This is a genomic window from Flavobacterium sp. MK4S-17, assembly GCF_009848495.1.
Classification (GTDB): Bacteria; Bacteroidota; Bacteroidia; order Flavobacteriales; family Flavobacteriaceae; genus Flavobacterium.
In genome coordinates this window covers 193774-216705 of record NZ_WWEP01000036.1, presented here as the reverse complement: position 1 = coordinate 216705, position 22932 = coordinate 193774, and the positions used below count along the sequence as shown (strand labels likewise).

At 37.4% G+C, this 22932-nt stretch carries 29 protein-coding genes and 1 tRNA gene; 11 read left to right on the top strand and 19 right to left on the bottom strand.

Annotated elements, in window-relative coordinates:
• Positions 1–50 precede the first annotated feature (50 nt).
• From GSF09_RS13420 to GSF09_RS13400, 5 genes are all read right to left on the bottom strand, one after another.
• Entirely contained in the window at positions 51–281 is a 231-nt protein-coding gene (locus GSF09_RS13420; RefSeq protein WP_159802328.1) for a hypothetical protein, read from the bottom strand.
• Between the two features lie 223 nt (positions 282–504).
• Entirely contained in the window at positions 505–1107 is a 603-nt protein-coding gene (locus tag GSF09_RS13415) for a hypothetical protein (RefSeq protein WP_159802326.1), read from the bottom strand.
• An 86-nt stretch (positions 1108–1193) separates the two neighbouring features.
• The gene (locus tag GSF09_RS13410) at positions 1194–1649 is read right to left on the bottom strand and encodes an NUDIX domain-containing protein (RefSeq protein WP_159802324.1); all 456 of its coding nucleotides are present in this window, start codon (positions 1647–1649) and stop codon (positions 1194–1196) included.
• Between the two features lie 89 nt (positions 1650–1738).
• On the bottom strand, positions 1739–2233 hold the full coding sequence (locus tag GSF09_RS13405) for a lipocalin family protein (protein ID WP_159802322.1): 495 nt from the start codon (positions 2231–2233) through the stop codon (positions 1739–1741).
• Between the two features lie 84 nt (positions 2234–2317).
• Positions 2318–2575 (bottom strand): hypothetical protein, encoded by a 258-nt coding sequence (locus tag GSF09_RS13400; RefSeq protein ID WP_159802320.1) that lies wholly within the window; start codon positions 2573–2575, stop codon positions 2318–2320.
• Between the two features lie 198 nt (positions 2576–2773).
• On the opposite strand from GSF09_RS13400, the gene GSF09_RS13395 reads away from it, so the two are divergent.
• Entirely contained in the window at positions 2774–3022 is a 249-nt protein-coding gene (locus GSF09_RS13395) for a hypothetical protein (RefSeq protein WP_159802318.1), read from the top strand.
• Positions 3023–3075: 53 nt separating this feature from the next.
• Here the strand turns inward: GSF09_RS13395 and GSF09_RS13390 are convergent, their stop codons facing one another.
• Both GSF09_RS13390 and GSF09_RS13385 read right to left on the bottom strand, forming a co-directional pair.
• Complete coding sequence (locus tag GSF09_RS13390) at positions 3076–3294, bottom strand: hypothetical protein (RefSeq protein ID WP_159802316.1); 219 nt, start codon at positions 3292–3294, stop codon at positions 3076–3078.
• Positions 3295–3499: 205 nt separating this feature from the next.
• Positions 3500–3573, bottom strand: a tRNA-Met gene (locus tag GSF09_RS13385).
• A 151-nt stretch (positions 3574–3724) separates the two neighbouring features.
• Here GSF09_RS13385 and GSF09_RS13380 point away from each other — a divergent pair.
• Positions 3725–4117, top strand: coding sequence for an START-like domain-containing protein (locus tag GSF09_RS13380; RefSeq protein WP_159802314.1), 393 nt, complete (start codon positions 3725–3727; stop codon positions 4115–4117).
• A 54-nt stretch (positions 4118–4171) separates the two neighbouring features.
• A complete protein-coding gene (locus tag GSF09_RS13375; RefSeq protein WP_159802312.1) occupies positions 4172–5011 on the top strand; it encodes an aminotransferase class IV in 840 nt (279 codons plus the stop codon).
• Here the strand turns inward: GSF09_RS13375 and GSF09_RS13370 are convergent.
• The 5 genes from GSF09_RS13370 to GSF09_RS13350 form a co-directional block, all read right to left on the bottom strand.
• Entirely contained in the window at positions 5008–5568 is a 561-nt protein-coding gene (locus GSF09_RS13370; protein WP_159802310.1) for a YqgE/AlgH family protein, read from the bottom strand. The two genes, GSF09_RS13375 and GSF09_RS13370, sit on opposite strands and share 4 nt — an antisense overlap.
• Positions 5569–5681: 113 nt before the next feature.
• A complete protein-coding gene (locus GSF09_RS13365) occupies positions 5682–5963 on the bottom strand; it encodes an HU family DNA-binding protein (protein WP_159802308.1) in 282 nt (93 codons plus the stop codon).
• 188 nt (positions 5964–6151) lie between these two features.
• Positions 6152–7099: a methionyl-tRNA formyltransferase gene (fmt, locus tag GSF09_RS13360; RefSeq protein ID WP_159802306.1), complete on the bottom strand. Its 948-nt coding sequence runs from the start codon at positions 7097–7099 to the stop codon at positions 6152–6154.
• The gene (locus GSF09_RS13355; RefSeq protein WP_159802304.1) at positions 7099–8991 is read right to left on the bottom strand and encodes an ATP-dependent DNA helicase RecQ; all 1893 of its coding nucleotides are present in this window, start codon (positions 8989–8991) and stop codon (positions 7099–7101) included. The genes fmt and GSF09_RS13355 overlap by 1 nt, the downstream gene beginning before the upstream one ends.
• A 1-nt stretch (position 8992) precedes the next feature.
• Positions 8993–9532, bottom strand: coding sequence for an AAA family ATPase (locus GSF09_RS13350; RefSeq protein ID WP_159802302.1), 540 nt, complete (start codon positions 9530–9532; stop codon positions 8993–8995).
• 208 nt (positions 9533–9740) lie between these two features.
• On the opposite strand from GSF09_RS13350, the gene GSF09_RS13345 reads away from it, so the two are divergent.
• A complete protein-coding gene (locus GSF09_RS13345) occupies positions 9741–9881 on the top strand; it encodes a hypothetical protein (protein ID WP_159802300.1) in 141 nt (46 codons plus the stop codon).
• Positions 9882–9983: 102 nt separating this feature from the next.
• Here GSF09_RS13345 and GSF09_RS13340 read toward each other — a convergent pair whose 3' ends face one another.
• The gene (locus GSF09_RS13340) at positions 9984–10784 is read right to left on the bottom strand and encodes an SRPBCC family protein (protein ID WP_159802298.1); all 801 of its coding nucleotides are present in this window, start codon (positions 10782–10784) and stop codon (positions 9984–9986) included.
• Positions 10785–11019: 235 nt separating this feature from the next.
• Between GSF09_RS13340 and GSF09_RS13335 the strand changes: the two genes are divergently transcribed.
• The gene (locus tag GSF09_RS13335; protein WP_159802296.1) at positions 11020–11514 is read left to right on the top strand and encodes a hypothetical protein; all 495 of its coding nucleotides are present in this window, start codon (positions 11020–11022) and stop codon (positions 11512–11514) included.
• A gap of 63 nt (positions 11515–11577) precedes the next feature.
• Here GSF09_RS13335 and GSF09_RS13330 read toward each other — a convergent pair whose 3' ends face one another.
• The 4 genes from GSF09_RS13330 to GSF09_RS13315 all read right to left on the bottom strand — a co-directional run bounded on the left by GSF09_RS13330 (position 11578) and on the right by GSF09_RS13315 (position 13975).
• A complete protein-coding gene (locus tag GSF09_RS13330; RefSeq protein WP_159802294.1) occupies positions 11578–11808 on the bottom strand; it encodes a hypothetical protein in 231 nt (76 codons plus the stop codon).
• 98 nt (positions 11809–11906) lie between these two features.
• Positions 11907–12851 (bottom strand): 1-phosphofructokinase family hexose kinase, encoded by a 945-nt coding sequence (locus GSF09_RS13325; protein ID WP_159802292.1) that lies wholly within the window; start codon positions 12849–12851, stop codon positions 11907–11909.
• Positions 12852–12932: 81 nt separating this feature from the next.
• Positions 12933–13229 carry a hypothetical protein gene (locus tag GSF09_RS13320; RefSeq protein ID WP_159802290.1) on the bottom strand — a complete coding sequence of 99 codons (297 nt, stop codon included), beginning with the start codon at positions 13227–13229 and terminating at the stop codon, positions 12933–12935.
• Between the two features lie 137 nt (positions 13230–13366).
• Positions 13367–13975 (bottom strand): alpha-ketoglutarate-dependent dioxygenase AlkB, encoded by a 609-nt coding sequence (locus GSF09_RS13315; RefSeq protein WP_159802376.1) that lies wholly within the window; start codon positions 13973–13975, stop codon positions 13367–13369.
• A gap of 97 nt (positions 13976–14072) precedes the next feature.
• On the opposite strand from GSF09_RS13315, the gene GSF09_RS13310 reads away from it, so the two are divergent.
• The 4 genes from GSF09_RS13310 to murA all read left to right on the top strand — a co-directional run bounded on the left by GSF09_RS13310 (position 14073) and on the right by murA (position 16796).
• The gene (locus GSF09_RS13310; protein WP_159802288.1) at positions 14073–14378 is read left to right on the top strand and encodes a hypothetical protein; all 306 of its coding nucleotides are present in this window, start codon (positions 14073–14075) and stop codon (positions 14376–14378) included.
• Positions 14379–14488: 110 nt separating this feature from the next.
• Entirely contained in the window at positions 14489–14773 is a 285-nt protein-coding gene (locus tag GSF09_RS13305; RefSeq protein ID WP_159802286.1) for a DUF493 family protein, read from the top strand.
• 9 nt (positions 14774–14782) lie between these two features.
• The gene (locus GSF09_RS13300; RefSeq protein WP_159802284.1) at positions 14783–15475 is read left to right on the top strand and encodes a DUF4290 domain-containing protein; all 693 of its coding nucleotides are present in this window, start codon (positions 14783–14785) and stop codon (positions 15473–15475) included.
• Positions 15476–15485: 10 nt separating this feature from the next.
• A complete protein-coding gene (murA, locus tag GSF09_RS13295; protein WP_159802282.1) occupies positions 15486–16796 on the top strand; it encodes a UDP-N-acetylglucosamine 1-carboxyvinyltransferase in 1311 nt (436 codons plus the stop codon).
• A 48-nt stretch (positions 16797–16844) separates the two neighbouring features.
• Here the strand turns inward: murA and GSF09_RS13290 are convergent, their stop codons facing one another.
• Entirely contained in the window at positions 16845–19319 is a 2475-nt protein-coding gene (locus GSF09_RS13290) for a DUF5686 and carboxypeptidase regulatory-like domain-containing protein (RefSeq protein ID WP_159802280.1), read from the bottom strand.
• A 111-nt stretch (positions 19320–19430) separates the two neighbouring features.
• Here GSF09_RS13290 and GSF09_RS13285 point away from each other — a divergent pair, with 111 nt between their 5' ends.
• The gene (locus tag GSF09_RS13285) at positions 19431–20216 is read left to right on the top strand and encodes an NYN domain-containing protein (RefSeq protein WP_159802278.1); all 786 of its coding nucleotides are present in this window, start codon (positions 19431–19433) and stop codon (positions 20214–20216) included.
• 2 nt (positions 20217–20218) lie between these two features.
• Complete coding sequence (locus GSF09_RS13280; RefSeq protein WP_159802276.1) at positions 20219–20479, top strand: hypothetical protein; 261 nt, start codon at positions 20219–20221, stop codon at positions 20477–20479.
• A gap of 3 nt (positions 20480–20482) precedes the next feature.
• On the opposite strand, the gene GSF09_RS13275 is transcribed toward GSF09_RS13280, so the two are convergent.
• Entirely contained in the window at positions 20483–22930 is a 2448-nt protein-coding gene (locus GSF09_RS13275) for a DUF5686 family protein (protein ID WP_159802274.1), read from the bottom strand.
• Between the last annotated feature and the right edge of the window lie 2 nt (positions 22931–22932).

Below are 22932 nucleotides of genomic sequence, written 5' to 3'. Positions count from 1 at the left end.
GCCTTATGGCGGGATTCTATTTTTTAGTTAAGATGATAATCAATTTGCGGTTATACAGCATTTAAAATGTTAACCTTGTTTTTTGGAACTCCGCCCGAATTGTCCTGTATAATTTCAATACCCAGAATTTCGAAAGGCCTTTCAATCTGATTGCCATTGATGTCAAGGTAATCCATTACAAGTTCATCAAAATTGTCAGGATGCAATGATATTGCAACGCTGTCGGTCAATTCATTTTCAACAATGAAATTCCTCATCCCGTCATAAGTAATTTTTTCCATAAGCATTTAAAATTTAAAGTTGGTTAAATATATAAAACCCGAATGAATAAAATATTGTTAAAAGTGTTAAATGTTGAAAAATTTATACTCTTTAGGTAGAAGTATAAATAATAACACAATAAAACTTACAAGTAGTTGCGTTTTTGAGAATATTTATTTTAACAGCTTCAGAGGTATATTTTATTATATGTCATTGTTAATGAGGTAAGTAAAATTTTTTATTCTATCTGAAGTCTACAATACCACCTCCTGTATTACCTTCTTTTACAGTTTCATTTTTAGCCTTTTCCCATTTGATGAATGGATATTTATTTTTAAACTCGTTAATATCCCTCTCAAAATAGCCTGAAACATATATCCTTGTTTCACCGGGCCTGGCAGCATCTTTATAGGCAAGTTCGCCAATATAGGTTATCTCGCCCTTTTTAATTTCAAAAGGTATAGAAAATTCTTTACTGGTATAAACCATTCCCGTATAGCCAATATGGTCAAGGTAGTTATATTGGTTAAATTCATATTTGCCGGGTTCTGCCTCAATTATAAACAGGTAGGTTTTAGCATTATTAAAATCACCATTAAAAGCGCTTTGGTTATCCTTTCGTGCTTTTATTTCTATTTTTCCAGAATGCTTTCTCTTCTCTTTTTTATCTGTTGTAACGGGTTGGTAAAAAAAGCGGTAAATATCATTAACAGGTATATCGCCTTCAAAAGTTACGGTTCCCACAGCCAGCCCTTTTTGAGCTGAGGGTACAAAATCTTTATTTATGCCGCCGGATGAAGAGCAGGAAGACAGTATAAACAAAACAGGTAACAAAAAATATTTCATAGCTTTAATTTATTACAGTAAAATTAGCTATTACTGTTGGTAAAGCATATTTATAACTGCTAATTAACACAAAAGGCTTAAGCATGTTAATCAATTATTGCCATAGCTTCCTCTAAAAAAGCAGCCTGTCTTTCATTAATTAATTTTAAGGCTTCGGTGTAACTAAACCATCCTGCTTTGTCAACCTCTGGGAAAAAAGCCGTTTTGCCTGACCGGGGCGGCCATTCAACCTGAAAATTATTGCAGGTTATGGCTTCGGCATCAAAAGTTCCTTCTGCAAGCCAGCATAAAACTTTTTTACCTCCTTTTTGTGTTAGAGGTTTTAATTCAGTGAACGGAGCGGTGGGATTATATCCTGTTTCCTCTTTAAATTCACGTATAGCCGCATGAAGCAATTCTTCATCAGGCATTGGCTCTCCTTTTGGGATGCTCCACCATCCTTCATCCTTTTTAGTAAAAAAAGGTCCTCCGGGATGTACTAATAAAAACTCTGTCTCTTTGTTAATCTTTCGGTATAACAAAATACCTGTACTTATTTTCATGGTTAAATCTAATAAAATATGGCAGCTTTTCCTGCATAAGGTAAAAACTGCCATTAGTTTTCCCGGATGATTTATAAATAAATCAATAATTAAATTTTTGTATAAGTGAGCGAAACATTGCCTGTGCTGTATATGGCATTTCCTTCTGCATCTCTGTCAGGATATGGACTGTTAGGACGGGCTAATGTAATTTCATCGTTTTCACGTATATCATATTCAATAGTAATAGGAGGCTCAATCATAGTATTTGTAAGTATCAGCTTATCACCCGAAACTTCCCATGTGCCGGTCGATTCATCCGACTCACACACTACTTCGGTTGTTATTAATACATAATTGTACACCGAAGAATAAGTATTATCACTATTAAGTTCAATATATGAATTTTCATAACACACACTTTCCGTTATAAGATTGGAAGAAGCGGTTTCATCCCCGTTAAAGTCTACGTTCTTAGGAATATCTACAGCAGTTAATTCATAGGTTCCTGCCATTGAGCGTGAGCCATTGTCGTCATCGCTGGAACAACCTGCAAAAATGCCCGCAGCCATGGCTGAAATAATAAAGTATTTTAATTTTTTCATAGCTTAACTTTTTGGTTATACTCAAAGTTAAGATTTGAATAGCAAAGATGCTTAATGTGTTAACAGTAAATTAACCCCTGATATTTAGCTGTTGAGGTTATCAAGAAGTTCAAAAGGGTATTTTTCTAAATACTTTTCTAAAAGTTTTCCCTGTTTAAAACTTAGTTTCCAAATAACTTTATTGTTAATAGAGTTTAGCCATAATTCTACATAAAAATTATTAATGGCATACAATAGCTTTTTTACATTGCCCTCAATACAGGAATCTATTAAAATGCCATCATTCCACAATATGGTATATTGCTCCTTTTCATTCAGATTTTTATATTCTCCCAATTTCATATCCCTAAATTACAATTCTTATGCATTTTATCAAACAGCATGTTTTTAATTAATTAAAACGTAACCTGCAATATTGTTATTGTTAGGCAATATAAAGTACTGAACAGAAAATAATTAAGTTTTTATTAGCAGTGCTTTGGCGAAAATTAAGAATTGAATAAACGAACTTGCACAATAATAACAGTTAATAAAATTGCTATGAGATTGCTGCTTTTAATACCGTTGTTTATACTGCTTTTTATTTCGGGCTATAATCTTGCCAACGATTTTGCCGCCCAGCAGGGAGCTAATTATTTATTCTTTAAAGTAGTGCATATACTTATGATGATGTTCAGTGCAGGCTGTATCATTGCGATATTGCGCTCAATGTTTAAAATTAGTAAAATATCAACACCTGTTGCCGATACATATGAAGAAAGCAATCCCGGGCTTGTTATTGAGCATTGATTGTAACAGATTAAATAATAAAAAATCCCGCTTTTAGCGGGATTTTTTATTATTTAATTTAACTGTTCTTTTCTTTTTTTGATAAAATAGTAGTAAGCAAACATAATGCCTGCCAAGGCCAATACTATTAGTTTTGTATTAATTGGTGCTGCCGGATCTGAATCTTCTGGCCCCCCGGTGTCTTCTGTTGGCCCGGTGTCCTGTGCAAATACAACAAAGTCACTAACTAGCAAAAAAGCTAAGAAATAAAATTTTAATACGTTGTTAGTCATAATATTTAGGGGGTTTTAATTCGGGTCAAAATTAAAGGCTTATTTTTAAATAAAAAAGTAAATTCACATAAATTTAAAAAAAAGGCAATACTTAATACTATGATAAATAATAAATTACATTTTATTAATATTAACACCCCTATAAAAAGATTATATAATGAGTGCCAAATAAAAAAGGAAGTGTATTTACACTTCCTTTTTTTCGTAGCGAAGACGGGAGTTGAACCCGTGACCTCAGGGTTATGAATCCTGCGCTCTAACCGACTGAGCTACCTCGCCATTTCATCCGGTTATTATTTCCTGAACGCGGGTGCAAATATAACATTAAATTCAATGGTTGCAAATATATTTTTTCAAAAAAAATTATTTATAAAAAACCTTTTTTATAAGTATTAAATATTATATATTTCACCAAAAATCAAGTTAACCAATGGAAGAAAAACTAAAATATGAACTGGAATTCCCTATAACATCATCCCCGCAACTTCTATATCAATATATATCAACACCTTCAGGATTATCAGAATGGTTTGCTGATAATGTTAACTCACGAGGCGAATTTTTTACCTTTATCTGGAATGATTCAGAAGAAAAGGCAAGAATGTCGTCTAAAAAGTCAGGTGAAAAGGTAAAATTCAGATGGGTTGATGAAAATGATAAAGACAGCGAATATTATTTTGAACTGCGCATACTTGTTGATGAAATAACAAAAGACGTATCATTAATGGTGGTAGATTTTGCAGAGGAAGATGATATGCAGGAGGCCAAACAGCTTTGGGAAAACCAAATTAGCGACTTAAAGCATGTGTTAGGCTCGGTTTAGGAATTCGTTTTTATTAAAACTATATTTGCCCTGATAATTTTCAGGGCTTTTTTTATGATAAATTATAACGGGAACCTGGTGAGCCAGGCGGCTGTCAACATACAGGATAACAGGGCTTTTTTATATGGGGATGCCATTTTTGAAACCATGAAAGTGCTTGATGGTAAAATACTTTTTGCTGAAGACCATTACTTCAGGCTCATGGCATCTATGCGCATTGTAAGGATGGAAATACCAATGCATTTTACGCAGGAGTATATGGAGGAGCAGGTGAGCAGGCTGGCCAATGAGATGAGGATTGCCAATTCCTGCCGGGTTCGCCTTTCTTTTTTCAGGAAGGAAGGGGGTAATTATCTTCCTAAAGATAATAATGCTGAGTTTATTATAACAGCCACAGCTTTACAGGACATGGTTTACCCTGTATATAGTAATGACTATGAAGTTGACTTGTTTAAAGATTTTTATGTTACAAAACAACTGCTGTCCACTTTAAAATCGGCTAACAGGCTTGTGCAGGTTACAGGAAGTATTTATGCGGATGAAAACGGACTGGATAATTGTATTTTGCTTAATGATGAAAAAAACGTGGCTGAAGCCTTGCAGGGTAATATTTTTATGCTGACCGGTACTAAACTGGTTACTCCGCCTGTTGCTGACGGGTGCCTTAACGGGATAATGCGCAAGCAGGTTTTGGCAATTGCCCGTAATATGGAAAATATAGAACTGCAGGAAGCTTCAATTTCACCATTTGACTTGCAAAAAGCAGATGAGCTGTTTATTACAAATGTTATAATGGGAATAAGGCCTGTAACTAAATACCGCAAAAAAATATACGATACTAAATTTTCGCAGGAATTGACTAAAAAGCTAAATGCTAAAGTGCGCCTGGGTTAATTAAGGGTAGGGTTTTCGGGAGCATTAGACCATATAAGGTATTCACCGCCCAGTTCCATAATTTTTTCTTTCCAGAATGAAACACTGGATTTGCCTATAATTTTATTATTGTGGTGGTTTTCGGAAACAATCCATGAGTTGTCTTCCAGTTCATCTTCAAGCTGGTGTGCTTCCCAGCCTGTGTAGCCCAAAAAGAACCGGATATTATTTTTCTTTATTGCACCGCTGTTTATAAGCTCTTTGGTAAGCTCAAAATCTCCGCCCCAGTATATTCCATTAGATATTTCAATACTGTTGGGTATCAGGTCGGGAATGTTATGTATAAAGTAAAGGTTGTCCTGTTCTACAGGGCCCCCGTTATATATCTTGAAGTTGCCTTCCACTTCAGGAATAAGGTCGCGAATGGTAAACCCCAGGGGTTTATTTAATATAAAGCCTACGGAACCGCTGTCATTATGGTCTGCAAGCAACACTACTGATCTGTTGAAAGAAAGATCCCCTATTGTAGAAGGCTCTGCTATAAGCAGGTGGCCTTTTTTTGGCTTTAATGAAATCATATCCTTGCAATTTTGCTAATAAATTTAAAGGAAAAAAAACATACCTCCAAAAATTTTAGGAACATTTAAATAAAAAAGCCTCTCAATTGAGAGGCTTTTTTATTTAATCAAAATTATTTTTTTGAATTTACAGCTCCGTCAAGTTCTGCTCCCGGCTTAAATTTCACTACGTTTTTAGCAGCAATGTTTATTGTTTTGCCTGTTTGCGGATTTCTACCTTCCCTTGCAGCCCTGTTTGAAACTGACCATGAGCCAAAACCTACAAGAGAAACCCTGTTTCCTTTGTTTAACGCACCGCCTACATTACTTATGAAAGACTCTAATGCTTTTTTTGCTGCACCTTTAGAAATTCCTGCATCTGCAGCCATTGCGTCGATTAATTCTGATTTGTTCATAATAATTGTTATTAATTGTTTGGTTAAAAAAAGTTTTTACGACTTAACTCTTATACAAATTTAGCAGGAAATGCATATTATACAAGTGTTTCGGTGTGTTTTCGTTGTAATTGTTAATAACTTTAGTTTGAATGTTAATAAGCAGCCTTGCAAAATTTAAATATTTGTAACTGCCCATATTTAAAGGCTTAAAATGCAATGGCGTTTTCTGAAAATGACATTCCGTTTAATAGTTCGGCAGCCTCCATTTTTTTCTTGCCTGGAAACTGGATACTTTTAATTTTTATGTACCCATCTTTAACAGTAACTTTTATTTCTTTCCTGCCTGTAATAATAGTGCCCGGGGCCGAGTTGTGGTTCTCTTCAATAAAACTGCTGCTGTATATTTTTACACTCCATTCCTGTTCGTTGTCTTTCATATAACACCAGGCGGCGGGGTAAGGGCTAAGGCCGCGTATAAGGTTGTAAATTTCCCTTCCCGGTTTATCCCAGCTTATTTTACAGTTATCGCGGTTAAGTTTGTAAGCTGTTTTAAGTTCTTCACCCGCAGGCTGTATTGTGGTTTGTACGTTGCCGGTAGCTATCAGCGTAAGGGTTTTTAGCACTGCATCGCTTCCCAGTTCCATAAGCCGGTCATGAAGCTCTCCTGCATTTTCATTTTCATCTATTGGTATTTCTTCCTTTAATAGTATAGCACCGGTATCAATTTTTTCATCTATAAAAAAAGTGGTTACTCCAGTCGTAGTTTCGCCATTTATTATAGCCCAGTTGATTGGTGCAGCACCCCGGTACTGCGGCAATAAAGAAGCATGCAGGTTAAAGGTGCCCAATTTTGGCATTTTCCATACGGCTTCGGGCAGCATGCGGAATGCCACTACCACCTGCAAATTAGCATTAAGGCTTTTTAGTTCCTCAAGAAAAGCAGTATCCTTTAAATTGGTGGGCTGTAATATTTTTAACCCTTTTTCCAATGCATATTCCTTTACAGCCGAATATTTTATTTTTTGCCCCCTGCCGGCGGGTTTATCGGGTGCGGTTATAACAGCGGCTATATCATAATTGTTTTGGTAAATAGTGTCCAGTATGCCAACGGCAAAATCGGGCGTACCCATAAAAACTATGCGTAATTTTTCCATTACTTTAATGCGTATTGGTTATTTATATTCAGTTTTATCCTGTTGTTTTCCAGCAGCATCTGCAACGCAAATGTTACTTCCTGCGGTGTAAGTTCCAGTCGGCTTTCTATATCCCTTGATGTGGCAGGCGATTTTTTTAGCACTTCCAGTATTGCCATAGCTGTGTCGGCAGGCTTTAACTGTTTTTTGCTTTTATTAATACAGTAGGAACATATGCCGCAGTCTGAACTGATATTCTCATCAAAATACTGCAATATTAATTTGCTTTTGCAGGTTTTTGTATTGGTTACATAATCAACTACTGCATCAAATTGCCGCAGTTTAATTTCGTTTTGCTTTTCAAGGTATTTGGCTATACGGTTAATAGTATGTTCGTCATCCCTTACTTCATTAGAGGTAATGCGGCTGTCGCTCCCTGCGGTTTTAAGGCTGATTATTTCTTTTTGTTTAAGCCTACCCAGTAGGTTAAGCAATTTTTCCTCCGTAGTGTTAGATTTTTTTACAATCAGTCCTGTATTAATTGCCGTTTCCATGTCAAATATACCGGCATAGCTCCTTAAAAAAGCAAGTAAAATTTTCTCGTCTGCGGGGTTCAGGCTCATGTACCTTATTACTTCCTTATTTGGTATAAGGAACTGCAGGCTTACCTGCTGCGAAAATTCTTTAGAAAGCGTTACTATACCCTGCCTGTCTAAAAACTGGAGGGCATTATAGGTTTTGGTTACAGGGAAATTATATTGCCTGCAGAAATCGTTCAGGTTAAAAACAAAAGTTTGGTTGATGCCTTCACCGTAGGCAATCTGTAAAAAATTATTGAGTTTATTATATACCTCTTTAAGAAATCTTCTATCGGGAAGTACATCTATAAACTGGTTTTTAGCAGTAAGTGTATCTGATGCGTTAACCAGCATTACAGCAAACGCTTTTTGTCCGTTACGCCCTGCACGCCCTGCTTCCTGGTAATAACTTTCAAGGTTTTCAGGTAATTGTATGTGTATTATGGTTTTTACATTAGCCTTATCTATACCCATACCAAAAGCATTGGTTGCCACAATTGCCTGTACTTTTTCCTGCAGCCACAAACCCATATTTTTTTCTTTCTCTTCTGTTTTTAAGCCCCCATGGTAAAAGGTGGTTTTAAAACCCAGGGCATTTAACTGTTGGGAAACATCATGGCAGGCTTTCCTGTTGCGAACATATATAATAGCAGGTTCAGGATTTTTGGTGAGTATTTGCTGCATACGGTATAATTTATCTTCGGTTTCAAAAACCATATAGGCTAAATTTTCCCGTGCAAAAGATTTTTTAAATAACGCAGGCTCTTTTAATTCCAACTGCTGTATAATGTCCTGCTGTACCCTTTGTGTTGCCGAGGCTGTGAGTGCTATGAACGGAATGTTTGGCAATGCCTGCCTTAATCCTGCAATCTTTAAATAGGCAGGGCGAAAATCATGCCCCCATTGCGATACACAGTGTGCCTCATCTATAGCCACAAGGTTTATTGGCAGTTCCTTTATCCTCTCCAGTATCCAGTCGGCCTGAAGCCTTTCGGGCGACATATACAGGAATTTATAATTGCCATACCGGCAATTGTCCAAAAGGTCGCTTATTTCATCAGTAGTTATACCGCCGGTAAGGGCAATAGCTTTAATTCCCTTTTTGGCAAGGTTTTCTACCTGATCTTTCATAAGGGCAATTAAGGGAGAGATAACAAGGCAAATGCCGGGAAGCATCATTGCCGGAACTTGGAAGCAAACCGATTTACCGCCGCCAGTAGGCATAAGGGCAAATGTATCGGTGCCATTAAGCACTGAATTTATTATCTGCTCCTGCGGTTCGCGAAAGCTGTTGTGTTGCCAGTATTTTTTAAGGATATCAAGCGGCTGCTGCATATTATTTTGAAAGATGCCCTAATATATAAAGAATTCTGTTATCAAGGGTGTCTTTAGGGACTTCAATTAGCTCGTAGCCGTAATTTTTATAGGTTTCCATTAAATGGTCGGCAATGAGTTTTGCCTGTTCAAAGTTTTCATAGCGTGCCTCATCGGCCGTATATATTTCTTCCCAGGGTGGCAGGAAAAATATTTTTGTGTATTTATGGTCATGGCAGGCTTCATCAAAGAAAGCAGGGTAGGCATCACCTATATAATGCATATAGGCCAATACATCGGGAATGCCACGGTCAATAAAAACAATATCTGTTTTTTCTTCCAGTGCCTGCCTGTACTGTTTTTTTCTTCCTTCTAAAAGTAATTCGCTAAAAAGCAGCGGCTTTTCAAGAAATAACTGCTCAATGCCCTGCTTTCGGGCTTCAAGTGTAACTTCGCGCGAAATTTCCGGATAGCATGTGTATCCTTTTTGTTTGAGTTCGTCTATAATCGTAGTTTTTCCTGAACCCGGCCCGCCGATGAGTACTACTATTTCTTTATCCACTTTTTTTAGAAATAAGCGGCAAATTTACTAAATGGTTTTTAAATCGAAAGTTAAGTTTACAAAGGTATTATTGCTGTAAAATATTACTAAAATGAAATATTTTAAACAAAAAGAGTTAAAAACTGCTAATTGATAAGTGAAAATTGTTAAAATGTTTATTATGTAAATTATATTGCGTAATTTACAACGATTTTAAAAATTAGCCATTATGAAAAACATGAAGCGGAGGAATTATTATATACACCATTTCTCATTTGTAAAGAAAGATAATATTATCAGGAATATAGAGTTTATTATTGCCCTTACTGTTGCAGGTATTATGGCAGCAGGGCTGTATACAATATTGTAATATGTAATTGTTTAATAAAAAGGCTCCTTTACAGGAGCCTTTTTTATATAAAAATACCGGATAGCTTATTACTATCCGGTATTTTAAATAGCATCATGCTTTTTACGGCATGGGCGCTTTGGTTTCTTCAATATAATGCTTAAAATCCTTAATGTCTGATTTTACAATTTTTTCAAAAGCCGGGTTGAATAATTTTGCTACTGCTTCGCCTGCTTTACCCATTGGCGCATGGTAAGAAATAGTTACATCAATTTCTGTTGAGTTGCCATTATCTTTAAACCTCACTTTACCTGCATTGCGCACAGTAGAGTTTGGTAATGAATGCCAGCTTAAAAGCTCATTAGGCTCATCCATCAGTATTTCGGCTTTCCAGCTTACAGTACCTAATCCTCCCAGTACTTTTGCCTTCCATTCAGAAGTGTATTCATCCAATTGTTCCACACTTTTTAAGTGATCCATAAAAAGCGGCAGGTTTTCAAGTTTCCTCCAGGCATTATATACTTCATTAACCGGTTTGTTTACTGTAAGTGATGTATTGATTACAGCTTCTCCAGATTTTAGTACTTTGGTGCGGTCAATAACATCATAAGCAGGGCAGTAACCGCTTATTCCCCTAAACAGCATAGTGCCTGCGGTTATACCTTCCATCACTTTTTTATCATCTTTTTTCTTTAGGGCCCGGTATAGCAGGTAGGAGCCTGCAGCTATCATTAAAATCCTTTCTGTTTTACTTACATTTACCCTTAAGCCTGGTATAATACTCTTTTTACCTTTATGAAGATAGTTGTCGGCTTCTTTAGGATTGGAAACAGAAGCATACCTGTTCGGGTCGGTACCTGAAGGGTCATATTTAGAAAAATTCTTTTTGTCTTTGGCATGTGCCAGTAGGCTGTTAGCTTCCATAGTCAATAGTTTAATAGGTTATTAAGTAAGATAAAATTAGCCATTTATATAAGTGGGTAAGTGTAATTATTTTATAAATTATTCTTAATAATGTTATAAAAACCAGCTATTTACATTAATGTTAAATATTAACTGTGCTTTAACGGATTGTACTAAATATTTTATAAAAGCCTTTTATTGAAACCATTAATTTTTAGCTATTCCTAAATTTGAGTATAAATATAAATTTTGGGTCATGAAAAAGTTATTACTCATAGTATTGTTTAGTATTCCTGCAATGGCGCAGGATGGCTTTAAGGCGCAGGGACGTGAAATAATATGGGAAAAAACCTTTCCTGTAAATAATGCCGATGTGGTTGCACTGCTGGACAGGCAGCCGGAGTTGAAAGTAAGCTCATTTATAGATAATGCTTATAAGGGCAGCGTGCGTGAAATATCCAATACATGTGAGGGTGGATCCGGGTTAATGAAAAATAACTGCAAATTTAATTTTATTGTACTGGTTAACCCTGATCATTATGTAGTGGTAGTGCGCAACCTGAAGCTGTTAGAAAAATATGGGCCAATGCAGGCAAGGACGATGGCCAACCGTTGTGAAAAATATTTTTTGTATAACCATGCCCTTAAAGACGACGAAAAATCTGTAAACGACCTTTCCTGCCTCGATAACTTTTTAACAGGGATTTTTTCGGTGCAGCAATCAGCCAGTTTGGGTACTGCCTCAAATTAATTAACAGTAGGATACAATAAAAAAGCCACCATTTTAGGTGGCTTTTTTATTTAGTAGATTTTTTTAGTTGAATTTTACTTCAAGTACATCAATTTCATCTTCTGTTACTTCATTTTCTTCATCAGCTATAACGTTGATGCCTAAAACGCATAAAAGGTTTTTTGTGTTGTTTGCTTTTGCTGCTTTAGCTATCCTTTCAAAATTAGAAGGGTGAAGCATAAGCATTACATTTTCTCCTAAAGCATTGGCTAAAATAAATTTTTTAACGGTGGCAAGATCGATACTCTTTTTCATAGTGAGATTTTGTTTAAAGGTTAGCAGTACAAAGATGGGCTTTAAACCTTTAAAATTTTTGTAAGGGATTGCCAATAAAAGCCTAATTGTTTAGGTAATTACTTAACACTTCCCATACGCTCAAGCCAACTATAAAGCTTTTCCGCATCATCTTTATTAAAGAGGCCGGTACCGGGATTCATGGTGGCAGCCGAACCACAGGCTACACCCATGCGGGCCATTTCAATAGCGTTTCCGCCTTTTGCCAAAACTGAAACCATGCCTGCAACCATACTGTCGCCGGCTCCAACTGTGCTTAACTTTTTTACACTGGGTGCGGGTATGTGTATATTTAAGTCTTTAGTAACCAAATAGGCACCCTGCGGGCCCATTGAAACAATTACTACCTCTGCCTTGCCCTGGTTTATAAGTTGCTTTGCGGCATCATCTGCTGTTTCATTATCAAGATGCGGTTTTCCAGCCAGGCGGCTAAGCTCGCCTATATTGGGCTTTAAAAGAAATACCCCTTCATCAAGTATTTTAGTTAATGCCTCACCCGATGTGTCGGCAATAACCTTTGCACCCTGCCGCTTTATTTCATGCACCAGTTTTTGCAAAACTCCTGCATCCATCTCAGGAGGGAGGCTGCCGCTTATTACAACATATTCAGGAAAGGGTGATAGTGAATTTATTTTTTCGGTTATGTTTGCAATTTCACTTTCAGAAAGTGCCTCACCGGGCATACCAAAGCGATATTGCTCGTTGCTGGAACTGTCAACCACTATAAAGTTTTCACGTGTTTCGCCCTGTACTTTTACGGGTAGTACATTTACATTTTCTTTTTCCAGCAGTTTTTCCAGCAACTCACCTGTGCGTCCGCCCGATGTAAAAAGTGCAACCGATGGCACGCCTAACCTTACAAGTCCGCGCGAAACATTTATGCCGCCCCCACCGGGCTCATAATTGGGCGGGGAACACCGTAATTTCTTTTCAGGTTTTATACCCTCTACAGTGCTGCTTTTATCTACTGTAGGGTTAAGTGTTATGGTAAGTACATTTTTCATACAGGCAATAATAATATGTTGGTAAAAGCTAATTTACCAAAAAAGAATTACTGCCGGTATAATTAAATGTTAAGTAAACAGCTACAGGAATCTTTCCAGGATGCTGTATTCATTATTAAGTTCTACATAATAACAGCCCTGCGGAATTTCGATATCAAGCTCAGCAATATCATCCTGGCTGTAACCAAGCTTTTTAAGTTCAGCTTCGGTATGCAAAACCGCCGGGTCTTCGCCTATGTAATAAAGGTTTTCGTCGGTTTTATTAATTTCGGAAATAGTACCTGAAACACCATAGTCAATAGCGTTAAATAACAGGTCTTTTTCAAGCTCCTCCTGCGGGAGCCTGTTAATCCAGCTTTTTAATTCTTTTAACTTCATCCTGATAGTAATTTAATTTTTAATTGGGCTTTAGCGGGGGTGCTAAACTATTTAGCGTCAAAAAAATAGCAAGGGTAAAAATATGCTTTTTTTACAAATCCGGATAAGTTATTGGTAAAAAAAGTTTTACAGTTTGCTTAAGCAGGATTGTAAATAATAGTCCTAAAAGTAAGGTTGATACGCGGAAGCCTTACTTTTACTGACTTTGGCAGGCTGTGAAGCCAATGTGTTTGTGTTTCGCCTTTCATTATTAAAAGGCTGCCGTTTTCCAGTAAAATGTCTTTTTTCTCCTTTGTATGTTTATGTTTAAAACTGAATTTTCTTACAGCGCCAAGGCTTAAAGAAGCTATAACCGTATTTTGGCCTAATGCTTTTTCATCATCGCTGTGCCATGACATGCCTTCCTGCCCGGTTGGGTAAAGGTTTAAAAGGCATGAATTAAATTTATGGCCTGAAATCTGCTCGGCAAGTTGTTTCAGTTCTAATAATTCAGTCGTCCACGGCAGGGCATATTTGGTAGTGTTGGAGTAGGTGTAGGCAAAATTTTTATCACCATACCATGCTACTTTCCGTTTCGTGACTATCCTCTTGCCGTATATAATGGCTTCGTCGTGCTGCCAGGGCACATCATGCAATAGTTTTTCATAATATTGCAATGCCTGCTCAGCACCCAGCACAGGGCCAAAATATAAAACAGTGCCGTCATAAGGTAGCAGGTTGGTGTTATAGTCGCTAAATAAATCCATCATGCTAAGGTATTATTTAACAGGCAAACATTCAATAATGAATATAAATATGCGTTAGTATAATATAAACCTCACAAACTAATATTAAAATTACTGAATGAAAAAATTAGATTACCGGCACCTTGCCTTTCATATATTGATAGCTTTATATTTTATATGGTTTACGGTTTTTGCTATTCTGCTGGTTTCTGCTTTAAGTAATGTTGTGCAAATAGCAGGAATGCAGCTTGGCAGCATATTCCTGCAATTAATACTTTTTAATTTAATAATGGGTACGGCACTGTATATTGTTATAAAAATGTTCAGGGAAAAAGGGCTGCTTACCAAGTTAGTGCATTACAGTTACATGGTTTTGGCAGTGAGTTCCCTGGTAACTGTTTTTATTATCCGTGCAAGGGCATAATGTTTGGCATAAACAAAAAACTTTGTTATATTGGGTAAGCTTAAATATTAATATAAAGTTTGTTAACGGCATTATCCTAATATTGTATATTTGCCCTTATTTTAATGAAGATGGATAAAAATACCGAAGAGTTTTACAGGAGGCTCACCGAAGAGCTTGCCGGCTCTGCCGACTGGCCCGCACCTTACCTTTTTAAATTTATTGTACCTACCAGCGATGAAAAGATAAATGCAGTTGAAGCAGCTTTTGATAACCTGGGTGCAGTAATTGAAACCACAAAATCTAAAACAGGGAAATATACCAGTGTATCTATTAATGTAAGGATGGAAGGCCCGGAGCAGATAGTTGCAAAATATAAAGAGCTTTCCTCTGTAGAAGGTATTATTTCCTTATAACAAATTATTATGCATAGATACGACAATAATGAAGCAATAGTGCATCTTGAATATAATGCAGAGCGTCCGCACCTTATTATACCGGAGTACGGGCGCCACCTGCAAAAACTTATAGAGCAGGCTACGGCTATAGAAGACAGGGAAGAACGCAACAAAGCTGCAAAATATATTATTTCGGTAATGGGCAGCCTTAACCCGCACCTGCGCGATGTGCCTGATTTTCAGCACAAGCTTTGGGACCAGATTTTTATCATGTCTGATTTTAAGCTGGATGTTGATTCGCCTTACCCTATACCATCGCGGGAAATGCTGGAACAAAAGCCTGAAAGGCTTGGTTACCCACAAAATTTCCCTAAATACCGCTTTTATGGCAACAACATAAAATACATGATTGATGTGGCCAATGACTGGCAGGATGGCGAGTTAAAGAGTGCGCTTATTATGGTTATAGCCAACCACATGAAAAAATCCTACCTGAGTTGGAATAAAGATACTGTAAAGGACGAGGTTATATTTGAGCATTTATATGAACTTTCCGGGGGAAAAATAAACCTGCTTAAAACGGATGAGGAGCTTTCCAATTCCAGCGAACTGATGCGCATTAATAAAAAGCAGTCTAACAAAATGCAGTATAGCGGGCAAAAGCAAAAAGCCCACAGGCAAAATAAAAACAGTAATAACAAAAACAACAGGAAACAATAACCCTTGCAGTATGGGAACATTTAAAATAGAAGGAGGAGTACAATTAAAAGGTGAAATTACTCCGCAGGGAGCAAAAAATGAAGCATTACAGGTTTTATGTACTGTGCTGCTTACGCCCGAAAAGGTAACCATTACCAATATTCCCGATATTATTGATGTAAATAAACTTATCAACCTGCTGCGTAATTTGGGTGTTAAGGTTGAAAAACTGGCCCATGGCACCTATAGCTTCCAGGCTGATGAGGTAAACCTGGGTTACCTGGAATCGGAAGGGTTTAAGGAAGAAGGGAAATCGTTAAGGGGTTCCATTATGATTGTAGGCCCCCTCCTTGCAAGGTTTGGCAAAGGTTATATACCAAAGCCCGGAGGCGACAAAATTGGGCGCAGGAGGCTGGACACCCACTTTGAAGGCTTTATTAACCTTGGTGCTAAATTCCGTTACAATAAAGAAGATTCTTTTTATGGTGTGGAAGCCGACAGGCTTAAAGGTACTTATATGCTCTTGGATGAAGCATCGGTTACCGGTACAGCCAATATTATTATGGCTGCAGTACTTGCAGAAGGCAAAACCACTATATATAATGCAGCATGCGAGCCTTACCTGCAACAATTATGCAATATGCTTAACAGCATGGGTGCAAAGATTACAGGTGTGGGGTCTAACCTTATTGAAATTGAAGGCGTTGAAAAACTGGGCGGATGTGAGCACAGGATATTGCCGGATATGATTGAAATAGGCAGCTGGATTGGGCTTGCTGCCATGACACGCAGTGAAATAACCATTAAAAATGTTAGCTGGGATAATCTGGGTATCATTCCCAATACCTTCCGCAAGCTTGGTATTACGCTGGAGCGCAGGGGAGATGATATTTATATACCTGCCCATACCGATGGTTATGAAATACAGAATTATATAGACGGCTCTATTTTAACCATTGCCGATGCACCATGGCCCGGCTTTACGCCTGACCTTTTAAGTATAGTTCTTGTAGTGGCAACACAGGCCAGGGGAAGTGTACTTATACACCAGAAGATGTTTGAAAGCCGCTTGTTTTTTACTGACAGGCTTATTGATATGGGAGCAAAAATTATACTTTGCGACCCGCACAGGGCTACTGTAATCGGGCTTGATTTTAAATCTCAGCTTAAAGGTATTATGATGTCATCACCTGATATAAGGGCTGGTGTGTCGTTACTTATTGCTGCCCTTTCGGCAAAAGGAACAAGTATCATCCAGAACAGTGACCAGATAGACCGTGGTTATGAAAGGATAGACGAAAGGCTTAAAGCACTTGGAGCAAAAATAGAAAGGGTAGCTTAAACACCTTTAAATAATAAAAAGCCCGCTTATAGCGGGCTTTTTATTTGATTATAGTATATCTAAAAACTTCATACCGAATACCACTCCGTCAGTTTGGAAACCTCCCTGGTAGGCGCGTATGTAGTCAACCCGCAAAAACCTGAATTTACCAATGCCAATATTATCAAAGCCTACAGTAAATTCATGATAAGGCTTATAATCAGGTGTAGAAATATTGTGGTAGCCTACAACCAGGTTCCATTGCAGTTCATTCAGTAAAGGAATTTTATTCATTATATAACCTTTAAAGTTGTGTTCGGCATGTGCTTCAAAATACTGGTCGTTTGTACTGTGTGAATAGTAGGGCAGTAAATTAAAAACATTAAGGTAACGTTCTCCGGTTCCTATATGCGTCTGGTTGCCGTTAAAATGTTTATAATCAGCAAAGGAAATGTTTTCTGCATTAAAGAATTTACCTCCTTTTAAATTAATTCCTAAATCTCCTTTGTTGCTAAGGGTTGCATTATAGCTGGTTTGCATGCCTATATAATCATACTCATATTGCTTTTCGCTTCCGGCAAATGCTTTTTCATACTGTAAGTACACGCTTGGATAGTTGCCCGTGCTTACATTTATTTTACCATCCGGGCGGGTTATATATTTTTGCCCAAAATTAATGCGGGCACCAACAGTAGCTTTAACAAGGTTGTGTTTTTCAAATGGTACAGATTCTTCATTATAAGGGTCAAGCGGATTATTTGAGGTGTATTCATCATCCTGCTTTATTAATACATAATCGGTGTTATTAAATAATGGCTTCCTTCTGGAATATTCAACAGTACCCTGCATGTTTAAGCCTGTAAATACCTCACGCCCATAGGTTGCGGCAGCAAATGTTTTATCATAAAGCTTCATGTAATTGTCCTTAAAGAAAAGCGTACTTACCGTGTTTATTAAAAGAGTGATAGGTTCGGATGGATTAAACTGCTGCACTTTGCTGCCGCCATATATGTGCAGTGTGCCTTTATTCCTGCCAAAATTACGGGCTATACGCCCTGTAACACGCAGGCGGTCTTCGGCAAAGCCATAGTTAAAGTCAACACCTGCAAAATTAGCCGTGCCTTTATCTTCGTTTTGTGTAGTTAATGAAAACCCGGTACCCATGTTCCAGCCCTGTACAGTATTAAAGCCTGCAGAAGTTATATCGGCAAGGCCTTTATAATTAAAATATGTTTTTTTATAGGAATTCGAGTAGGAATATCCCATAAGTATATCAATAGCCTTAAATTTATTATGTTTCCTGTCAATTGAGTCAAGGTAAGTTTTAGAACTCCTTAATTCCTGGAGGCTGTCTTTTTTTACATAGTCATTTGCTTCTTCATCGGTTAAGGTTACAGGCCTTACAACATTCCAGTATGTAGAATCTTTTTTATTCGATTCTTCCTCAATGTAAACTATTTCCTTGCCGAATGTCTTTTTATCAAAACTATCATGAAATACATAATTGGTGTAAACATGGGTAAAATTACCATTGAACTTTATACCGAACAGCCCCGCATTAAGGTCAAAAGTTTGCGAATTTTTTGCCCATATCCTGTTATTGCTGTTATAGCTGAAATTCTGTTTCAAATTCAGGTTTTCCAGTATGGGCTGCTGTGTCCTGTAGCCTTTAATATCAAAATCAATGGCATAAATAGCCCAACTGTCGTCCACTATATAAATATAACCCTCAAAAACCGGCTCTTTATCTCGGCGGGGTATAACTTTAATCTTGTTTATCTGGTTGTTGTTTTCATCAAAAAAGCTGCCTTCCAGCTTAAACCTGTAATAATTAAATGCATTGTTAGCCAAAGGCGACACCATGTTTATATTAAATTTTATGTAGTTATTATAAAAATTATAGTGTGTGCCCATGGCAGTATTATAACTAAAACCTTTGTCGTTGCCGCTCACTTTTGAGGCAATAATCCTTTCTTTAAGGTTATCAGGCTGTTCAAAAGTAATTTTTGAAACTGTTTCCGAAAGGTAAATAATCCCGGTACCGGTAGAATCCAGCGTACCATCCATATCGCCAACTTCCACTCCCATTATTTTTTTAGGTACATCTTTTACTTTAAAAAGCCCTTTTGAATAAAAATCAGCTTCAAAGCGCCCTGCCTTTTCAGAGTTTTCCTTTTTATGTGCTATGGCCTGCCTTATAATAGCATAAGCAGGGTCTTCTGTGTTGGAAATAACCACTTCATTAAGCTGGTAGCTTTCATCCTGAAGTGTTATGTTGTGCGTGTAGGGTAAAGAAGTAACATTTAAAGTTACTTTTGCGGGTTTGTAACCTATTGACTGGAAGAGCAGGGTATAGCTGCCGGTCTTTTTTACCATCAATTCATATTTGCCTTCTTCATTGGCAGTTGTGCCGGTATAGGTGTTTTCTATGGTTATACTTACAAAAGGTACGGGCTGCCCGTCAGCCGAAGTTATTGTACCCTTTATCTGGGCCTGAGCTGTAAGAACAGCAAACAGGAATAGAGAAGTGAAAATTTTGTACATGTGTTGGTTTATTTGATTAATGGATTCAATAATGTATTGGTATAACATATAGACGAAGTGTATGGATAAATGGTTGTATCAATATTGTATATTTGAGTAAAATTTATTTTTATGAATACAATACAGGACTTAAGGCTTGCTGTTATAATTGATGCGGATAACGTTCCTTACTCTAATGTAAAAGCTATGTTTGAAGAAATAGCAAAATACGGGACTCCCACATTTAAAAGAATATATGCCGACTGGACAAAGCCTACAGTAGCCGGATGGAAAAAGGTTTTGCTTGAAAATGCTATAACACCTATACAGCAATACAGCTATTCAACCGGAAAAAATGCTACTGACAGTGCTATGATTATTGACGCCATGGACATACTTTATTCAGGCAAGGTTGACGGTTTTTGTATTGTATCAAGCGACAGCGATTTTACAAGGCTGGCTACACGGCTTAGGGAAGCAGGGATGAAAGTAATAGGTATTGGCGAAAAAAAGACACTGACACCTTTTATCACCGCCTGCGATAAATTTATCTATATAGAAATTCTTGGCGATGAGGAAGACATTAAGATTCAGGAAAGCAAACCAAAGGTAAAAAGTAAAAAGGATGACACGGTTGTAGCTGAAGTGAAGACCAAAAATAAAGAAACCCTTAGCAAAATAGATAATAGGCTTATTAAACTTATAAGGCAAAGTATTGATGATTTGGGCGACGAGAACGGATGGGCCTTTTTAGGTGATCTGGGCAACCTGATTTTAAAAAAGCAACCTGATTTTGACCCCAGGAATTATGGTTTTTCTAAAATGCTGCAATTGATAAAGAGCATAAAAACATTTGAAGTGGATGAAAGGGAAACTGGTAAAGGCAATATAAAGCACGTGTATGTAAAGAATAAATAATAATGAAAAAGATTAGTGAGGCTTTATTAATAAAAGAGAGTACTATTAATAAGGTTCAGTTTGATAAGGAATGGTTTTATTCTGTAAAAGATATGGAAGACTACCTTAATGAAGACTTGACAGGTGTTGAATATGTAACATTGCCGATACTTATTGACGGAGTGAAGTTTACCGTTAAGTGTGCCACGTGGGAAGATATACAGCGCATACGCCGCAAGGAGCCGCTGGAGGATTTTAAGGGCAGTGTTTCAAGAAAAAAATAATTATTATTCCAGTATATCCAAGAAGGTGAGCCCAAAAATAACGCCATCGCCAATAAAACCATTCTCGTAAGAGCGGATATAATCTACACGCAGGAATCGGAATTTTCCCCAACCCAGGTTATCCAGCCCCACTGTGAATTCCATATAAGGCTTATGTTCAGGTACGCTTAAAAAATGATAGCCTGCTACCAGATGGTAGTTCAGTTTGTTTATCAGCGGTATCTTGTTGGTAAGGTATCCCTTAAAATTATGCTCTGCATGCCCTTCAAAGTACTGGTCGTTTGTACTGTGTGTATAATAAGGAAGGAAATTAAATACATTCAGGTACCGTTCTGATTTGCCAATATGAGTTTGATTTCCGTTAAAATGCCTGTAATCTGTAAAGGCAATATTCTCTGAATCGAAAAATTTTCCTGCCCTTAAATTGGTGCCAAACTCACCTACATTACCCGGTGAAACCGTGTAGGTAACCCTTGCGGACAAATGGTTGAAATTATAATCGTCTATGTTGGATGCAAACCCTTTTTCATATTTAAGGTACAGTCGCGGGAAATCAGTTTCCGGCAGGTTTTCTTTTCCGGTAGGCAATGTCCTGTATTTTTGACCGAATGTTATCCGTGTTGCTATAGAAGCCTTGTACATAGTGTGCTTTTCAAAAGCAGGCGTATCATAATCATAAGGCAATAACGGATTGTTGGATGTATAAGGCTTATATTTATCTTTCAGGGTTGAAAAATCAGTATTATTGAAAACTGCCCTGCGCCTTGTATATTCCGCATTACCGTAAATATATATGCCATTAACCACCTCTTCCTGATAACTTAGCCTGATGAAATTATTATCATATAGTTTCATGTAATTTTCCCTGAAAAAAAGTGTGCTTATGGTATTTACGATACGGTTTATAGGCTTTTCAGCATTAAATTGCTCTATACTGCTGCCACCCGATAGGGTAATTATAGCATCAGTAAAACTGTTGTACTTTCTGGAAACGCTGCCTGTTGCCCTAAACCTGTTTTCGGCATAGCCATAGTTAAAGGTAGTGCCTATTTTAGTATAAGTGCCTTTTTCCCTATTATATTTTGTAAAAGTAAATGAAGGTTCAGTATTATAGGCCTGTACTGTATTAAATCCCAGCCTGCGTATAAGCCCTGAAAAATGAATATCCCAGTTTTCGGCGGTGTTATAATAGGTATAACCCAGTGCTGCACCAAAAATAGTAAGTTTGTTCCGCCGCCTGTCTATAGAGTCTTTATATGTTGTTGTTTGTTCCCGCCATTGTATGCTGTCTTTTTTTGTATAATCTGCAATCTGCCAGCTGGTAAGCGGTACGGGGCGCCTCTCATACCAAAATTCATTCTGGCGTTTGTTGGCTTCCGGTTCAACAAATAATATTTCGTTGCTTAGTTTTTCAAATTCAGGGTTGTAGTTATAATTGCTGTAGCTAAATATAAAATTGCCTAAAGCATCTACATCCAGCAGGCTTGCCTTAAAGTTAATTGACTGGACATTTTTAAACCACATTTTACTTTTAGGATTGTAGGAAAAATTCTGGCGTATAGTGAGTGTGTCCAGTAATGCCTGCCTTACCTGGCTTCCTGCTATGCTCAGGTTTACGGCATAAAGTTCGCCTGTTTCCCTGGTTACATATATATAGCCTTTCATAGCCGGTGAGGTTTCGCGTGCAGGGCTTACCTTTATTTTATGTATGTTGAAGCCTTCATCCTTAAAAGTCCCTTCCTGTGTGTAATTGTAATAATTAAAGGCGTTATCGGCAATAGGTGAAACCACGTTTACCTCAAAAGGCAGTATATTCCTGTAAAAATTAAACTCGGCAGCCTCGGCATTATTATAGCTGTATTCATTTTCCTCTCCGCTGGTTTTGGATGCAATAATGTGTTCGTGTAGTTTGCCGGGCTTTTCCTGTTTTATATGCGACAATGTTTCTGAAAGGTAAAGTATCCCACTGCGGGTTGAGTCAAGAGCCCCTCCCAAATCTCCCACTTCCTGCCATAATATTTCTTTTGGCACGTCTTTTACTACTACCGTTCCCTTTGAGTAGAAGTCAGCTTCAAATTTAGATTGCTTTTCAAGATTTTGTAAACGGTTTGCTATAGCTTTATTAACAATACTGTCTGCAGGCAGGGTAGTGGCTTGCAGGTTTTCTTTTTCCAGCGATGTATAAAATACATGGGGAAAGCGGTTTATGTCAGCCTTTACCTCTTTTGTTTTGTACCCTAGTGCCCTGATTACAAAAGTATAATCCCCTTTCTCCTTAAAATCGATATAAAAATAACCGTTTTCATTAGCCGGTGAACCTATGTATGTACCTTTTATATGAATTACCGCTTCGGGTATGCCTTTTCCAGTGGGGTTAGTTATACGTCCTTTAACCTGAGCGTAATTGCAAAGGCCGGTTAGTATAAAGAGCAGGACAAAGGCTTTTTTCATAT

Coding starts and splice junctions, on each gene's coding strand:
- GSF09_RS13420 (WP_159802328.1), bottom strand. CDS start 281: ATGGAAAAAATTACTTATGACGGGATGAGGAATTTCATTGTTGAAAAT.
- GSF09_RS13415 (WP_159802326.1), bottom strand. CDS start 1,107: ATGAAATATTTTTTGTTACCTGTTTTGTTTATACTGTCTTCCTGCTCT.
- GSF09_RS13410 (WP_159802324.1), bottom strand. CDS start 1,649: ATGAAAATAAGTACAGGTATTTTGTTATACCGAAAGATTAACAAAGAG.
- GSF09_RS13405 (WP_159802322.1), bottom strand. CDS start 2,233: ATGAAAAAATTAAAATACTTTATTATTTCAGCCATGGCTGCGGGCATT.
- GSF09_RS13400 (WP_159802320.1), bottom strand. CDS start 2,575: ATGAAATTGGGAGAATATAAAAATCTGAATGAAAAGGAGCAATATACC.
- GSF09_RS13395 (WP_159802318.1), top strand. CDS start 2,774: ATGAGATTGCTGCTTTTAATACCGTTGTTTATACTGCTTTTTATTTCG.
- GSF09_RS13390 (WP_159802316.1), bottom strand. CDS start 3,294: ATGACTAACAACGTATTAAAATTTTATTTCTTAGCTTTTTTGCTAGTT.
- GSF09_RS13380 (WP_159802314.1), top strand. CDS start 3,725: ATGGAAGAAAAACTAAAATATGAACTGGAATTCCCTATAACATCATCC.
- GSF09_RS13375 (WP_159802312.1), top strand. CDS start 4,172: ATGATAAATTATAACGGGAACCTGGTGAGCCAGGCGGCTGTCAACATA.
- GSF09_RS13370 (WP_159802310.1), bottom strand. CDS start 5,568: ATGATTTCATTAAAGCCAAAAAAAGGCCACCTGCTTATAGCAGAGCCT.
- GSF09_RS13365 (WP_159802308.1), bottom strand. CDS start 5,963: ATGAACAAATCAGAATTAATCGACGCAATGGCTGCAGATGCAGGAATT.
- fmt (WP_159802306.1), bottom strand. CDS start 7,099: ATGGAAAAATTACGCATAGTTTTTATGGGTACGCCCGATTTTGCCGTT.
- GSF09_RS13355 (WP_159802304.1), bottom strand. CDS start 8,991: ATGCAGCAGCCGCTTGATATCCTTAAAAAATACTGGCAACACAACAGC.
- GSF09_RS13345 (WP_159802300.1), top strand. CDS start 9,741: ATGAAAAACATGAAGCGGAGGAATTATTATATACACCATTTCTCATTT.
- GSF09_RS13340 (WP_159802298.1), bottom strand. CDS start 10,784: ATGGAAGCTAACAGCCTACTGGCACATGCCAAAGACAAAAAGAATTTT.
- GSF09_RS13335 (WP_159802296.1), top strand. CDS start 11,020: ATGAAAAAGTTATTACTCATAGTATTGTTTAGTATTCCTGCAATGGCG.
- GSF09_RS13330 (WP_159802294.1), bottom strand. CDS start 11,808: ATGAAAAAGAGTATCGATCTTGCCACCGTTAAAAAATTTATTTTAGCC.
- GSF09_RS13325 (WP_159802292.1), bottom strand. CDS start 12,851: ATGAAAAATGTACTTACCATAACACTTAACCCTACAGTAGATAAAAGC.
- GSF09_RS13320 (WP_159802290.1), bottom strand. CDS start 13,229: ATGAAGTTAAAAGAATTAAAAAGCTGGATTAACAGGCTCCCGCAGGAG.
- GSF09_RS13315 (WP_159802376.1), bottom strand. CDS start 13,975: ATGGATTTATTTAGCGACTATAACACCAACCTGCTACCTTATGACGGC.
- GSF09_RS13310 (WP_159802288.1), top strand. CDS start 14,073: ATGAAAAAATTAGATTACCGGCACCTTGCCTTTCATATATTGATAGCT.
- GSF09_RS13305 (WP_159802286.1), top strand. CDS start 14,489: ATGGATAAAAATACCGAAGAGTTTTACAGGAGGCTCACCGAAGAGCTT.
- GSF09_RS13300 (WP_159802284.1), top strand. CDS start 14,783: ATGCATAGATACGACAATAATGAAGCAATAGTGCATCTTGAATATAAT.
- murA (WP_159802282.1), top strand. CDS start 15,486: ATGGGAACATTTAAAATAGAAGGAGGAGTACAATTAAAAGGTGAAATT.
- GSF09_RS13290 (WP_159802280.1), bottom strand. CDS start 19,319: ATGTACAAAATTTTCACTTCTCTATTCCTGTTTGCTGTTCTTACAGCT.
- GSF09_RS13285 (WP_159802278.1), top strand. CDS start 19,431: ATGAATACAATACAGGACTTAAGGCTTGCTGTTATAATTGATGCGGAT.
- GSF09_RS13280 (WP_159802276.1), top strand. CDS start 20,219: ATGAAAAAGATTAGTGAGGCTTTATTAATAAAAGAGAGTACTATTAAT.
- GSF09_RS13275 (WP_159802274.1), bottom strand. CDS start 22,930: ATGAAAAAAGCCTTTGTCCTGCTCTTTATACTAACCGGCCTTTGCAAT.